Here is a 13497-nt window from a genome sequence, read left to right as displayed (position 1 = left end):
ATACTTTATACTTCAAACTTCATCGGTCACGCTGGGTAAATCCGCAGCCGTCGGTTGGGTTCGTCGCCAAAACTAGACGACTTGAGGCGATAGTGTTCAACTAACTCGTGTTGCATCTTCCGTACTTGGGCAGAACGCGGTAGCAACTCTACAGGCTGTCCCTTGGGAATTACAATTTGTTCTACCGCTAGTCTGGCTTCTTCTAGAGCCTCAATCTCATCTTCATCACCATTGCGGGTAAATAAAGTGAGTTCTGCTTCTTCTGGCAGGCTGGGGTCATCCATGTTCAGCAGACGCTTGAGAGCGCGAGTGATCTGAGGAATCGTGCTGGCCTTAATAGTATGGATAGGAACGTGACGGGATTTAGCAACGTGCCGTAATTTGGAGTGAGTTTTGACGTGCGCTCGCAGCGCCAAAACCGCATCCGCACTATCCATATCCTTTGTCACCTCGACAGGCAAGTTTAGAACGCCAATCACTTGATCCAACTGCTGACGACTTACACCATAAGGATAAACCTGTAACGGTAGATCCTCACCATTAGGCCCTGCCGACCTTACCTCATTACCAAACCCATCTTGCTGATGCCAAGATTCATCTAGCAGTTGGTCAAAAGAAGGCGATGTAATAGACGACTGATCGGTTGTCGGGCGTCGCTCGTCACTCCTTGAAAAGTCTCCTCTGCTTCTACTCTCTGCTACTCCTAGTCTCCCTTGATCTGTTGATCTCTTTCCTGCCAACGGCATCATCTGTCCGCTTGCTCGCCAGCCAGTGGGTCGCGCCGGAGTTTCGTAGCTGGAACGTCCTCCATAGGTCGTCCTTGAACTTAGCGAATCGCCGTCTCTACTCCGGGGTGCTATCGGTGCATTGGGTACTTCTCGGCTAATTTGTATCTCTCCTGCTTCGCTAACGGTTCTAACTTCCGGATTGGGAAGGCGTCCTCGCAGGAGGGTATCAACCGTGTCAGAAACGCTCTCATGCACCACCCAACGGTGTCTTTCGAGCATTTCGACTGCAATCTCAAACGTTGGCGGAGCCTTACGCTCTAACACTGTTTTCTGAGAACCCCGCCGTCTGGCTTCCTCATCTCCCAGCGTCACAGCCTGAATGCCGCCTACTAGATCGGAGAGGGTTGGGTTTTTAATTAGGTTGTCGATCCTGTTGCCGTGTGCGGTTCCCACGAGTTGCACGCCACGTTCTGCAATAGTACGAGCCGCTTGAGCTTCTAACTCGGTACCAATTTCATCAATAACAATGACTTCTGGCATATGGTTTTCCACTGCCTCAATCATCACTTGATGCTGAAGTTCCGGTCTGGCGACTTGCATTCTTCTTGCACGACCAATCGCTGAATGAGGGATATCTCCATCACCTGCAATTTCGTTAGAGGTATCGATAATTACAACTCTTTTTTGTAATTCATCCGCCAACACTCTGGCAATTTCTCGCAATACTGTAGTTTTGCCAACACCCGGACGCCCCAGCATGAGAATCGACTGGCCGCTTTGTACCAAGTCGCGAATCATACCAATAGTTCCGAAAATGGCTCTACCAACCCGCAATGTAAGGCCAATAATTTCGCCTTGACGGTTGCGGATAGCGCTGATGCGGTGTAAAGTTTGCTCGATGCCTGCCCGGTTATCACCGCTAAAGTGTCCGACTCGCTGGACGCAATAATTTAAGTTTTCGCGTGTAACTGGCGTTTGCGAGAGGTATTCTGCCTTTTCGGGAAATCTCGCTTCAGGAAGGCGACCTAGATCTAAAACTACTTCAATTAAACGATCTCGCGCTTCATGCTTTTCCAAAGGCTGTCGAATTTCATCGGGCAAAATCGCTAATAGTTTATTAAGGTCGTCTGTAATCTGCATCCTTCCTAAAGTGATGTTTTCTTGTACAATCGGCGATTCACTATCTGAAATAAGCGGTTCGTTAGAGGGATTTATACCGTTTGAATTCATCACTAGGGGTATTAATTGCTGCAATGATTGACGGATGATTTGAGTTGTGAAACAAGGGAGCTGGCTAGCTCGACTGCTTGCCAGAGCAAAAGGGGTGTATCTTCTAAACGTCCTGTTGATGATTGTTGTTGAACATCAACACCTAGAGAAAATATGTCTCTATTTATCTTTTCTAACTCTTCTAGGACTTGTGACATCAGCACGCGGGCATAACTACCGTAAGCAACACCTGCAATTTTGGATTTGGGATTTTGGATTGGCGATTTATAAAGTGGCTCGTCACAAGTATTTTCCAATCCAAAATTGTTGAGTAGCCCGACTGCTCTTAGCTTCTCTACTGTGCTATTGTTTGTGCCACCTGCAAGCTGTACATATCCGGGTAATCGAGCGGCGAGAACTTTCTGTCCTAGCTTCACTGCGGCTCTTGTGGTTCCTGCGCCAATATCTCCACTCATGGGACGGCCATCGGTCTGCCAAACTAGGGGGTACGAAAGTGGCTTTATCAGGTCGTATAGTGCCCATAAGTAATCAATCATGCCCTCACCATCGGGACAGCTGATTGCTAAGAGCTTGAGGCGATCGCTCCAAGGCGCGATCGCTTGCCACAGTCGCTTAAAATCTTCTAATCGCCCTACTTGTGTGTGTATTTCTAGGGCATCAATGCCGCTTTGTAATATCAACGGCGCGATCGCTTCCCTGACTGACACGTAGGAACGAGTATAAATTAGTTGGCTTGGACATACTGGCACGCACCTCCCGCAGCCATAGCACAGGGCGTCAATTACCCCAGAAAAACCCTCACTTAATCCTGAAAAAGCGATCGCTCCCGCTGGGCAAATTGTTTCGCACGGACGCGGGCATTCGCTCGGGCACTCGGTTGAGTTAAATTCTGCTTTCCGAAAATGCGGGTCTTCTCCATCATTCAAGCTCACCATCAGCAGAGGCGAACCACTTACCCCGTAGCCTCGTCGCTGAGCATCACCACGAAGGTGCGCGGCAGTTTCTATAGCTTCTTTAGCTGCTGCAATTACAGCTGGATCGGCTGCCACATCAATACAGTCCGCTCCAGCCAGAGTATAAGCCAAAGTTAGATTCCGAACAGCAGGGAGGTGTTGGAAACTGGCTCCACAAATTAGCTTAAACCAGTGACCCTCCCTTAACGATTTCAAGGGGTAGTAGATTTCTGTCACCCTTCTATGCTAGTGCGTTCCTCACCAAATTGGCAGGTAAACAAAGTTAAAAGTAAAGCTGCCTTTTCTCTTACCAGGCAGCCATCCCAAAATGGATTTGTTTTTAGTCGCTTATGGCATTGAGTAGCACTTCAGCCAGCGTCATATCTGCCATATCATCCAGAGTAATGGTGTCGCAGATATCAAACTTGGCTCCAGCACCTTGCAAATCGTCATCCAACGCCTTAAGAAACCTACTGGCTGTTGCATCCGATCCGACTTGAACTATGGAAATTGCCAGTTCTTCATCCCGTTCCATCTGGCGAGATGCTTCAATAATGTTCCGCATTACGGCTTTGCGGTCATCTGGCTCCCCGTCGGTTATAACCAAAATGGTTTCTCCACCCGCTTTGGCTTGACCTGCTGCTTTGCGCTGGAAATAGCCGTCAGTAGCAGCCTTCAGCACGCTAGCTAGATCCGTCGTGCCAGCAGGATCGTTTTCTTGGAATATTTGTGCAACCTTGCTAGAGGTAACATTCTCGTACTTTTTAAATCGGCTGGAGAACACGTAAACAGTAATACCATCTGGGTCAAACTGTTCGCATTTTCTCGCCAATGCCAAGGTAGACTCCTGAGCAGTATCCCAGCGATTTCTACCACCTGCTTGGTCGGGAGTAGACATACTGCCACTTTTGTCGATAATTAACGTGTAATCGCGATCTTCCACGCCAATACCCTCCTTTAATTAACACTTGAAGCGATCGCACGATTGTCAAAAAGACTTTGGACATCTAAAGTCCAAAGTCTAAAGTTTTTAATCGCTGATTGCGTTAAGCAACACTTCCTTCAAAGTCAGACCCTCCATATCGTCAAGCGTTATGGTGTCACAGATATCAAACTTGGCTCCAGCACCTTGGAGTTCATCATCCAAGACTTTGAGAAACCTGGTTGCCATTTGATCTGTGCCAACTTGAATGAAGGAAATTGCCAGTTCTTCATCTGCCTCCATGCGTCTGGACGCCTCGATAATCACTCGCATCACTGCTTTCCGGTCGTCGGGTTCGCCATCTGTGACTACCAGGATTGTTTCTCCATTCGGCTTAGTCTGGCCAGCTGCTTTATTTTCAAAGTAGCGGTCAGTGGCATCCTTGAGTACGCTGGCTAAGTCAGTGGTCCCAGAGGGGTCATTTTCTTGAAATATTTGCGACACCTTGTTAGAGGTCACGTTGTCAAACCGCTTAAACCGTCCTGAAAACAGATAAAGCGTAATCCCATCCGGGTCAAATTGTTCGCATTTCCTCGCCAGAGCCATTGTAGACTCCTGCGCGGCTTCCCAGCGACTTCTGCCACCCGGTTGATCTGGGGTTGACATACTGCCGCTTTTGTCGATGATTAAGGTGTAATCACGGTTTTCTGCCAAAGATCCTCCTTCTACCAAGAGATAACCTCCTGTGAGTATCGCTACTTCTTTCTCTAGCCTATGCCAAATCGCTGATAATCCTGCGATTTATATACAAAAATCTCAATTACGCTAGTTAATACTATTTAGTATGTTCGTGGTGAAGCGGCGTATATGCTGGCGATCGCACGGCTCTTCAGGGAAAGCTATCTCAAATCAAGACAAATTAGCTTTATTCACCCACGCGAGGCAAATTTTCCCCATAGTTATATTTGAGTGTATGGCAATTACTAAATTTAGAATAATTATAAATTTGCCACCACAAGCTTTTGGTTAAATTTATCCTGAAGATAAATTTAACCAAAAAATTAATAGAAATACGTGCAACTTTATAAATATTTTTTTAGGGTTGCGTTTGCTCCAAAGCTTGCAGGTAATCAAGCGCTGCCTCTAGTTTATTGGGGTACGCGCAGGCAAACTCTTCAAACCACAAACCTTCTTCTGACGATGGATTAATTTTTTTTAGCCAAGCCTGCGCTTTTACTTTAAGTGCGGCTCGTTGTTGCTGCTTGAGTTGTTCCTGTCGCAGTTGTTCCTCTCGGATTTGCTGCTGTTTTTTTATCTCTTCCGCTCGTTGTTCTTCCTCAAACTCAACTTTGAGCTGTGCTAATAAGTTGTTCTCCGGCGATTCATTGCAATTTTTGTTAGATGCAAATAGCTCTCGCTCGAAGGCTGTAGTGTCAGCATATCCACTAGCGGCGCTTTTTCCTTGTTGTTGCTGCTGACTAAGCTGTTCCCCTTGTAGCGATTGAGGTTTTTGCAGTTCTAATGGTTTATGTGGTTCGGCATACTCAGCCTTGATCTGAGCTAACAAGTCGTCTATAGATTCCATAATTTTGACCCCTTAGTGTCGATATATGTGCAGGCACACATTATTGTTTACCCTGCACTACAGCTATGCCGGATCGCGAGTAGTGGCTGCTAATCTGCACGCACTACTTACTAATCAGTAATAGCATTCAGCAACACTTCTGTCAGGGTCATATCTTCCATATCGTCAATAGTTATAGTGTCAACGATGTCAAATTTAGCACCAGCACTTTGTAATTCATCATCCAATATCTTGAGAAACTTAGTTGCTTGAGGATCGGTGCCTACTTGAACAAACGAAATCGCCAGTTCTTCATCTCGGTCTATTCGACGAGAGGCTTCAATGATCGCTTTCATCACTGCTTTCCGGTCATCAGGTTCTCCATCTGTTACCACTAAAATGGTTTCTCCATTTAGTTTTGTTTGTTTGGCAGCTTTGCGTTGAAAGTAGTTTTGTGTGGCATCTTGGAGGACACCTGCTAGATCGGTGCGACCAGATGGTTCGTTTTCTCGGAAAATTTGTGCAACTTTGCTGGCTGTTACATTCTCGTAACGTTTGAATTTGCCGGAAAACACGTAAATTGTTAACCCATCCGGGTCAAATTGTTCGCATTTGCTGGCTAACGCTAGGGTAGATTCTTGCATGACATCCCAGCGGGTTTTTCCTCCCGGCTGATCGTTGAGCGACATACTGCCACTTTTGTCGATGATTAAGGTATAGTCGCGATTTTCCAGCATGAGAGCTTCCCCTATTAGCTGCGGTGTTATTTTAAGGTATCAAAAGCTTTAAGCAGATCTAAAGGTTTGATTGCAACTTTAGAAGCGCGATCGCCTGGGTAAGCCGGGACACAATCAATATAGGTGTCCCAGCGGGGATTAGCGTATGTTAGTTTTTGGCTTAAGCAGCAGCCAAGGTATCTTTGAGTGGCGTCCAGCGGAAGGAGCGATCGCCTCCCATTTCTACAATTATTTTCAGGCGAGGCTCTAGGCTTGGCAAGGTAGTTAAATATTCAACTTCCTGACGAGAGAGAATATGCCCTTCAATAATCCACAGCACCAGACCTTTTGAATGCTGTGGTAGGTGTTCTAGCTGGTAGTTGATGACAGGTGGTATGAAGAAAACACGGATGTCTTTTTTACCCAGATGAGGAGGACGGACGCCGTGAACGCCAGTTAAATACGCCGCTAAGTCACCTAGTCCCCGTGCAGTGATTCGCAACGTGATGTAGCCTGATGCCCGCAGACGCCGTTGATAGCGACCCTCATACCCGCCTTCCAAGGGCATATATAGTCCCAAAGCACCAGACTTTTCTAGATCGCGAATAAAGGGTTTACCAGTCGTTAGGAGTGCCATAATATTACTTTCTGCCCCGTTTTAAGTTTTATGAATCGCTGCTGGGCTAATTATAGTTTGGCGGCGAGTGCCCATCAACAGTAGTTCAATGCTGGCTTGAGAGTGGGTGTAGAAAGGTTGTCTATTTGGTGTTGTTTTTCGATTAGCCCTTACGGTGCTTGCCATTCCGCGATCGGTAAAAATAAATTTGTAATTTGCTAGACAAGTTTGCAAATGTAGTTTATAGTTAACGATCGTGGCCAAAATTTAAGGCTGCCAAAACTTCCGACTCCAATGCGGAAGTCAGCCTAAAAGGCTACCCCCAGGCATAAGTCGGATACTAAGTAGCTTGCTGCTTAAGTCCGTGCCGGCCAGGATAGTATGCCAGTGCTGATGTTTGGCATTAAACAAATTCACGCTCGTTAGCTGAAAGCAATATTTAAACTGCTAGAAGCTTGACCCTGCTAGAAGCGTTAATAGCGAATCTGCGGGGCATCTTCCCGTCGGTAGCTGTTTACGCAGCGATCGCAGGAGATATGCGAATTTGTCTGTCGGTAGTAGTCCGACATATTTGTAGTGTGTAGAAGGGAGAAACCTGAAACTCGTGTCTATAGGTATCCTTGGCACCAAGCTCGGCATGACCCAAGTGTTTGACCAGGAAGGAAGAGCCATTCCTGTTACGGTCATTCAAGCAGGGCCATGCACCGTTACGCAGATCAAAACCAAGCAGACGGATGGCTACACAGCCGTTCAGCTGGGCTTTAAAGAAGTCAAACCAAAGTCGCTGAATAAGCCAGAACTAGGTCACTTGGCAAAGTCTGGAGAAAAGCCTTTGCGTCATCTAGAAGAGTATCGCCTAGATGATGTGGGTGAATTTCAACTAGGTCAGGAAGTCAAAGCTGATATCTTTACCGCAGGCCAAATTGTAGATGCAGTTGGCACAAGTATTGGTAAAGGCTTCGCTGGTTATCAAAAACGTCACAATTTCAAGCGCGGGCCAATGTCCCACGGTTCCAAAAACCATCGCTTGCCTGGATCGATTGGTGCTGGAACCACACCAGGACGGGTTTATCCGGGGAAGAGAATGGCTGGCCGTTTGGGAGGCGTGCGCGTTACGATTCGCAAATTGACCGTCGTGCGAGTGGACACCGAGCGCAATTTGTTGCTGATCAAGGGAGCTGTTCCCGGTAAACCCGGTGCGCTTCTTAGTATTGTGCCTGAGAAAAAAGTAGGTCGATAGTCATTGGCCATTAGTAATTGGCCATCGGTAATTGCTGGTTGGCCAGTAACAAACGGACAAAGGACAAACGTACAGAGGACAGAGAAGATGGTTGAATGCGTGGTGCGAAACTGGGACGGCGAACAAGTAGGACAAGCAACACTGGAATTACAGGTTGCTAAAGCAGAGAATGCTAGTCATATTGTCCACAGAGCCGTAGTCAGACAACTAGCAAATGCGCGTCAAGGAACAGCGAGCACCAAAACCCGTGCGGAAGTTAGAGGTGGAGGACGCAAACCTTGGCGCCAAAAAGGAACTGGTCGCGCTAGAGCTGGTTCTATTCGTTCCCCACTGTGGCGGGGCGGCGGTGTGATATTCGGTCCCAAGCCGAGGGACTATGAAACCAAGATGAACCGCAAAGAGCGGCGGCTAGCACTGAGAACAGCAATTCAGAGTCGTGCTGAAGACATAATTGTGGTTGAGCCATTTGCTGATAAGTTGCCTCAGCCTAAAACCAAGGAACTTGTACAAGCGATCGCGCGTTGGGGAGTTGAGCCAGAATCAAAAATCTTACTCATCTTGAATGAACGCGAAGAAATGGTTTATTTGTCAGCTAGAAATATAGCCAACCTCAAGCTAATATCCGCCACTAACATAAATGTCTATGACGTGTTGGATGCTGACAAAATCGTGACAACCGCATCCGCCCTAGCCAAAATCCAGGAGGTTTACAGTGACTAAGTATAACCCCCGCGACCTCGCGGATTTGGTGCTGCGGCCAATTGTGACCGAGAAGGCTACTCTGCTGATGGAGCAGAACAAGTATGTCTTTGAAGTTGTTCCCACCGCGACAAAACCAGAAATAAAAGCGGCAATTGAAGACCTGTTAAAGGTCAAAGTCGAGAGCGTAAACACCATTCGCCCTCCACGCAAAAAGCGCCGCGTCGGCAAATTTATCGGATTTAAGCCGAATTACAAAAGAGCGATCGTGACTCTAGCAGCAGGAGAATCGCTCCAAAATATCCTATTCCCAGAAGTTTAGTTAGTGGCTGGTGGGGTTTTGGCTAGCGGCTAGTGGCTAACCACAACTAGCAACTAGAAACTAACAACCAATGACTAACAACTAACAACTAACAACTAACAACTCTGTTATGGGCACCCGCATTTATCGGCCATACACTCCAGGAACTCGGCAACGTAGCGTTTCTGACTTTTCTGAAATCACAAAGAGTGAGCCGGAGAAATCACTAACTCGCAACAGCCATAGCCCTCAAGGGCGCAACAATCGCGGCATCATAACCAGCAGGCGGCGCGGTGGCGGCCACAAACAGCTTTATCGCATAATTGACTTTCGTCGCGACAAGCGCAACATACCTGCTAAAGTAGCCGCGATTGAGTACGACCCCAACCGCAACGCTAGGATTGCCCTAGTGTTTTACCAAGATGGAGAAAAACGTTATATTCTCCACCCAGTTGGGTTGATGGTGGGTACGTCCATCAGCGCTGGACCCGACGCACCAATTGAAATTGGCAATGCTCTGCCACTAGGCAAAATTCCCTTGGGTACAACAGTTCATAATGTGGAATTGGTGGCAGGTAAGGGCGGCCAAATTGTTCGCGCAGCTGGTGCAGCCGCTCAGGTGGTAGCTAAAGAAGGCGATTATGTAACGATTAAGCTGCCTTCAGGTGAAGTCCGTATGGTGCGTCGCGAGTGCTACGCCACAATTGGACAAGTCGGCAACATCGAAGCCAGAAATATAAGCATTGGTAAGGCTGGTCGTAATCGCTGGAAAGGACGCCGCCCCAAAGTCAGAGGAAGCGTGATGAACCCAGTTGACCACCCGCACGGTGGTGGTGAAGGGCGTGCGCCTATCGGTCGTCCGGGGCCAGTGACGCCTTGGGGTAAGCCAACCTTGGGAGCTAAAACTCGCAAACCGAAGAAGCCTAGTAATTCTTTGATTGTCCGTCGTCGTCGGAAAACCTCTAAGCGTAGCCGTGGTGGTCGCGAGTCTTAAATAGTTATGAGTTTGAGTGATGAAGGTAAGGCTTTTTAACTCAAAGCTCAAACTTATTAACTATCTTTAGTATTTAGTTGGTTGCCTGATAATTCAAAACTCACAATTCTGTAAATATGGGTCGTTCTCTTAAAAAAGGTCCTTTTGTTGCGGATCATCTGCTGAGTAAGATTGAAAAGCTCAACGCCAAGGGCGAAAAGCAGTTGATCAAAACTTGGTCTCGTGCTTCGACAATACTGCCGCAGATGGTGGGACATACGATAGCAGTTCACAACGGACGTCAACACGTTCCCGTTTTTGTCAGCGAACAGATGGTAGGGCACAAATTAGGCGAATTTGCTCCCACGCGGACGTTTCGCGGACACTCGAAGAGCGATAAGAAGTCGGGTAGATAATTATGAATTTTGAATTATGAACGATGAATTTAATTCGGAATTTGTAATTCATAATTCAGAATTTATAAGTCTAGGAGAAGATTATGGCGGTTGATACAAATACAGAAGTAAAAGCGAGCGCGCGTTACGTCAGAATGTCGGCTCACAAAGTACGGCGGGTTCTCGATCAGATTAGGGGAATATCTTATCGAGAAGCTCTAATTATTTTGGAGTTTATGCCCTATCGCGCTTGCGAACCAATCCGTAAGTTAGTCCGTTCAGCTGTGGCTAACGCCGAGCATAACGCTGGGCTTGACCGTAATAACCTGGTGATTTCTCAGGCTTATGCCGATCAGGGGCCATCGCTGAAGAGATTTAGACCCCGCGCTCAAGGTAGAGCCTATCAAATTCGCAAGCCAACGTGCCATATCACCGTTGCTGTTGCGGCTGACGCAAGCGAGCAAGAATAGTCAAGACTTAGCATCAACGGGTTATGAATTAGGAGTGAAAAGTTTTAATTATTAAATTCAAAACTTAAAACTCAACGCTCAACGCTATTAGATAGGAGGTATTTGTGGGACAGAAAATTCATCCAATTGGGTTTAGGCTGGGTATTACCCAAGAGCATCGTTCCCGTTGGTATGCCGATGCCAAGCGCTATCCCGAACTTTTGCAAGAAGACCACAAAATTCGGCAGTTTGTTGAGAGAACTCTCAGCAATGCTGGTATTGCAGCAGTGCGAATTGAGCGCAAAGCCGATCAGATAGATTTAGAAATCCATACAGCTCGTCCTGGCGTAGTTGTGGGTAGAGGCGGTGCAGGCATTGAACAACTGCGTGCCGGTCTTGTACAAGAACTGGGCAGCGGCAGCCGTCAGATTCGCATTAACGTTGTGGAAGTACAACGGGTTGATGCCGATGCAGGGCTGATTGCTGAGTACATTGCCCAACAGCTAGAGAGACGGGTTTCCTTCCGGAGAGTCGTGCGTCAGGCAATTCAACGCGCCCAACGCGCTGAAGTTCAAGGAATTAAAGTGCAGGTAAGCGGTCGGTTAAATGGGGCGGAAATTGCCCGAACCGAATGGACGAGAGAAGGCAGAGTACCTCTGCATACCCTCCGCGCAGACATTGATTATGCTTACCGGACAGCCAAAACCATCTACGGAATTCTTGGCGTCAAAGTTTGGATCTTCAAAGGGGAAATAATTCCCGGTCAGGAACAAGAGCCTACTCCTGCGGCTCAACCACGCCGTCAACAACAGCGTCGCCGCCGTCAGAATTTTGAAGACCGTTCTGAATAAGGGGAAGCGGTAATGGGTAATGGGTAATAGGAAAGAACAAACCCAATTCCCAATTCCCAATTCTCAATTCCCAATTCCCAATTCCCAATTACCAAATCATGTTAAGTCCCAGAAGAACTAAATTCCGCAAACAACAGCGCGGGCGTATGGCTGGCCTAGCCACTCGCGGTAACAACCTTAACTTTGGTGAGTTTGGTCTCCAGTCCACAGAACCCGCCTGGATTACCTCGCGCCAAATTGAAGCCAGCCGTCGAGCGATGACCCGTTATATTCGTCGGGGTGGAAAAATCTGGATTCGCATTTTCCCGGATAAACCCGTTACCATGCGTCCTGCTGAAACGCGGATGGGATCTGGTAAAGGCTCGCCAGAGTTTTGGGTGGCTGTAGTTAAACCGGGGCGCGTGTTGTTTGAAATTTCCGGAGTTTCCGAAGAAACCGCGAGAGAGGCCATGCGCTTGGCTTCACAAAAGTTGCCGATTAAGACGAAGTTTATCACTCGTGAAGAGGAACAGTCGTAGATTATGCCTCTGCCCAAGATAGAAGATGCCAGAAACTTAAACGACGCACAACTGGCTGATGAGATTTTAGCTGCCAAGCGTCAGTTGTTTGAATTGCGGATGCAGCAAGCAACTCGACGTTTGGAAAAGCCGCACCAGTTTAAACATGCCAAACATCGTCTGGCGCAGTTGATGACTGTGGAAGGAGAGCGGCGGCAAGCTGCGGCTTCTTCTGAGACAGAGAGCGTTACACAACCTGATGCAAAAGACGAGGAGTAGACTCCAATGCCAGTTAAAGAAAGAGTGGGTCTGGTTGTAAGCGACAAGATGAATAAGACAGTCGTAGTGGCGGTGGAAAACCGTTCTCCAGACCCCAAGTACGGAAAAATTGTGGTGCGTACCAAGCGATACAAAGCTCACGACGAGGCAAATGAGTGCAAAGAGGGCGATCGCGTCCGCATTCAGGAAACGCGCCCCCTAAGTCGTACCAAGCGTTGGATCGTTGCGGAAATCCTCAAATAAATTTTGCATTTTAGATTTTGGATTTACAAATAAAGTCCATTATCACTAATCCAAAATCCAAAATCTTGCAGGGAGATAAATTGTGATACAACCCCAATCCTACCTAAATGTCGCTGACAATAGCGGGGCACGAAAATTGATGTGCATCCGCGTCTTGGGTGCCGGGAACCGTCGCTATGGCGGCGTTGGCGACGTGATCATCGCCGTTGTCAAAGATGCTATTCCTAATATGGCGGTAAAAAAATCAGACGTAGTGCGAGCTGTGATCGTCCGCACCCGCAAGGGTATGCGCCGCGATAGCGGTATGAGCATTCGTTTCGACGACAATGCTGCCGTAATTATCAACGCAGACAACAACCCCAGAGGAACTCGCGTTTTCGGTCCTGTTGCGCGTGAGCTGCGCGATAAGAACTTCACCAAAATTGTTTCTTTAGCTCCCGAGGTACTCTGATGGCAAAACAATATAAAACTGCCAAAACCAAAACTACTGTACGCCATAAAATGCACGTCAAAAAAGGCGATACGGTACAGGTGATTTCTGGTAAAGATAAAGACAAGGTAGGTGAAATCCTCCGGACGTTACCAAAACTCAGTAAGGTGATTGTCAAAGGGGTTAACATCATAACCAAGCACGTCAAACCTCAACAAGAAGGAGAATCCGGCCAAATCATCACTTTGGAGGCTCCTGTCCACAGTTCAAACGTTATGCTTTATTCCACGAAAGAGAAGGTAGCCAGCCGTGTCTGTTACACCTTTACGGAAGATGGGCGTAAGGTGCGGATGCTGAAGAAAACTGGTGAGATCATCGACAAATAATATTGAGGTTTGAGTGGAGAATTTA

Annotated in this window: 21 protein-coding genes; 13 read left to right on the top strand and 8 right to left on the bottom strand. The window is 47.4% G+C overall.

What is annotated here, in order from left to right:
* Window positions 1-26: 26 nt before the first annotated feature.
* From H6F77_RS10770 to H6F77_RS10735, 8 genes are all read right to left on the bottom strand, one after another.
* Complete coding sequence (locus H6F77_RS10770; protein ID WP_190488356.1) at window positions 27-1868, bottom strand: R3H domain-containing nucleic acid-binding protein; 1842 nt, start codon at window positions 1866-1868, stop codon at window positions 27-29.
* 101 nt (window positions 1869-1969) lie between these two features.
* Window positions 1970-3148 (bottom strand): circadian clock protein LdpA, encoded by a 1179-nt coding sequence (gene ldpA, locus H6F77_RS10765; protein ID WP_190488201.1) that lies wholly within the window; start codon window positions 3146-3148, stop codon window positions 1970-1972.
* A gap of 103 nt (window positions 3149-3251) precedes the next feature.
* Complete coding sequence (locus tag H6F77_RS10760; RefSeq protein ID WP_190488198.1) at window positions 3252-3854, bottom strand: vWA domain-containing protein; 603 nt, start codon at window positions 3852-3854, stop codon at window positions 3252-3254.
* A gap of 87 nt (window positions 3855-3941) precedes the next feature.
* Entirely contained in the window at window positions 3942-4547 is a 606-nt protein-coding gene (locus tag H6F77_RS10755) for a vWA domain-containing protein (RefSeq protein ID WP_190488196.1), read from the bottom strand.
* Window positions 4548-4929: 382 nt separating this feature from the next.
* A complete protein-coding gene (locus H6F77_RS10750) occupies window positions 4930-5418 on the bottom strand; it encodes a salt stress protein, Slr1339 family (RefSeq protein WP_190488195.1) in 489 nt (162 codons plus the stop codon).
* Between the two features lie 110 nt (window positions 5419-5528).
* Window positions 5529-6134 (bottom strand): vWA domain-containing protein, encoded by a 606-nt coding sequence (locus H6F77_RS10745; protein WP_190488193.1) that lies wholly within the window; start codon window positions 6132-6134, stop codon window positions 5529-5531.
* A gap of 160 nt (window positions 6135-6294) precedes the next feature.
* A complete protein-coding gene (locus H6F77_RS10740; RefSeq protein WP_190488191.1) occupies window positions 6295-6750 on the bottom strand; it encodes an NAD(P)H-quinone oxidoreductase subunit N in 456 nt (151 codons plus the stop codon).
* A gap of 21 nt (window positions 6751-6771) precedes the next feature.
* Window positions 6772-6993: a hypothetical protein gene (locus H6F77_RS10735; RefSeq protein ID WP_190488189.1), complete on the bottom strand. Its 222-nt coding sequence runs from the start codon at window positions 6991-6993 to the stop codon at window positions 6772-6774.
* Between the two features lie 191 nt (window positions 6994-7184).
* Here H6F77_RS10735 and H6F77_RS28340 point away from each other — a divergent pair, with 191 nt between their 5' ends.
* The 13 genes from H6F77_RS28340 (at window position 7185) to rplX (ending at window position 13472) form a co-directional block, all read left to right on the top strand.
* Entirely contained in the window at window positions 7185-7313 is a 129-nt protein-coding gene (locus H6F77_RS28340) for a hypothetical protein (RefSeq protein ID WP_255515719.1), read from the top strand.
* Between the two features lie 20 nt (window positions 7314-7333).
* A complete protein-coding gene (gene rplC / locus H6F77_RS10730) occupies window positions 7334-7969 on the top strand; it encodes a 50S ribosomal protein L3 (protein ID WP_190488188.1) in 636 nt (211 codons plus the stop codon).
* Between the two features lie 87 nt (window positions 7970-8056).
* Window positions 8057-8689, top strand: a complete 633-nt coding sequence (gene rplD, locus H6F77_RS10725; protein ID WP_190488354.1) for a 50S ribosomal protein L4 — start codon at window positions 8057-8059, stop codon at window positions 8687-8689.
* The gene (locus tag H6F77_RS10720; RefSeq protein ID WP_190488186.1) at window positions 8682-8990 is read left to right on the top strand and encodes a 50S ribosomal protein L23; all 309 of its coding nucleotides are present in this window, start codon (window positions 8682-8684) and stop codon (window positions 8988-8990) included. Before rplD ends, H6F77_RS10720 begins: the two co-directional genes overlap by 8 nt.
* Before the next feature lie 109 nt (window positions 8991-9099).
* Window positions 9100-9963 carry a 50S ribosomal protein L2 gene (gene rplB, locus H6F77_RS10715; protein WP_190488184.1) on the top strand — a complete coding sequence of 288 codons (864 nt, stop codon included), beginning with the start codon at window positions 9100-9102 and terminating at the stop codon, window positions 9961-9963.
* Between the two features lie 116 nt (window positions 9964-10079).
* On the top strand, window positions 10080-10358 hold the full coding sequence (rpsS, locus tag H6F77_RS10710) for a 30S ribosomal protein S19 (RefSeq protein WP_190488182.1): 279 nt from the start codon (window positions 10080-10082) through the stop codon (window positions 10356-10358).
* An 83-nt stretch (window positions 10359-10441) separates the two neighbouring features.
* Window positions 10442-10807 carry a 50S ribosomal protein L22 gene (rplV, locus tag H6F77_RS10705; RefSeq protein ID WP_190488180.1) on the top strand — a complete coding sequence of 122 codons (366 nt, stop codon included), beginning with the start codon at window positions 10442-10444 and terminating at the stop codon, window positions 10805-10807.
* A 104-nt stretch (window positions 10808-10911) separates the two neighbouring features.
* Window positions 10912-11637: a 30S ribosomal protein S3 gene (gene rpsC / locus H6F77_RS10700; protein ID WP_190488172.1), complete on the top strand. Its 726-nt coding sequence runs from the start codon at window positions 10912-10914 to the stop codon at window positions 11635-11637.
* A gap of 98 nt (window positions 11638-11735) precedes the next feature.
* Window positions 11736-12155 carry a 50S ribosomal protein L16 gene (gene rplP / locus H6F77_RS10695; protein WP_190488170.1) on the top strand — a complete coding sequence of 140 codons (420 nt, stop codon included), beginning with the start codon at window positions 11736-11738 and terminating at the stop codon, window positions 12153-12155.
* Between the two features lie 3 nt (window positions 12156-12158).
* Window positions 12159-12413, top strand: a complete 255-nt coding sequence (rpmC, locus tag H6F77_RS10690; protein ID WP_190488168.1) for a 50S ribosomal protein L29 — start codon at window positions 12159-12161, stop codon at window positions 12411-12413.
* Between the two features lie 6 nt (window positions 12414-12419).
* Complete coding sequence (gene rpsQ, locus H6F77_RS10685; protein ID WP_190488166.1) at window positions 12420-12656, top strand: 30S ribosomal protein S17; 237 nt, start codon at window positions 12420-12422, stop codon at window positions 12654-12656.
* An 82-nt stretch (window positions 12657-12738) separates the two neighbouring features.
* Window positions 12739-13107, top strand: a complete 369-nt coding sequence (rplN, locus tag H6F77_RS10680) for a 50S ribosomal protein L14 (protein WP_190488163.1) — start codon at window positions 12739-12741, stop codon at window positions 13105-13107.
* Window positions 13107-13472, top strand: a complete 366-nt coding sequence (rplX, locus tag H6F77_RS10675; RefSeq protein ID WP_242022048.1) for a 50S ribosomal protein L24 — start codon at window positions 13107-13109, stop codon at window positions 13470-13472. Before rplN ends, rplX begins: the two co-directional genes overlap by 1 nt.
* The last annotated feature ends 25 nt before the right edge of the window (window positions 13473-13497 follow it).

The sequence above is a fragment of the Microcoleus sp. FACHB-831 genome (genome assembly GCF_014695585.1).
GTDB lineage: Bacteria > Cyanobacteriota > Cyanobacteriia > Cyanobacteriales > FACHB-T130 > FACHB-831.
Note: the sequence above shows the minus strand (reverse complement) of the source record. Positions and strands in the feature narration are given on the sequence as shown.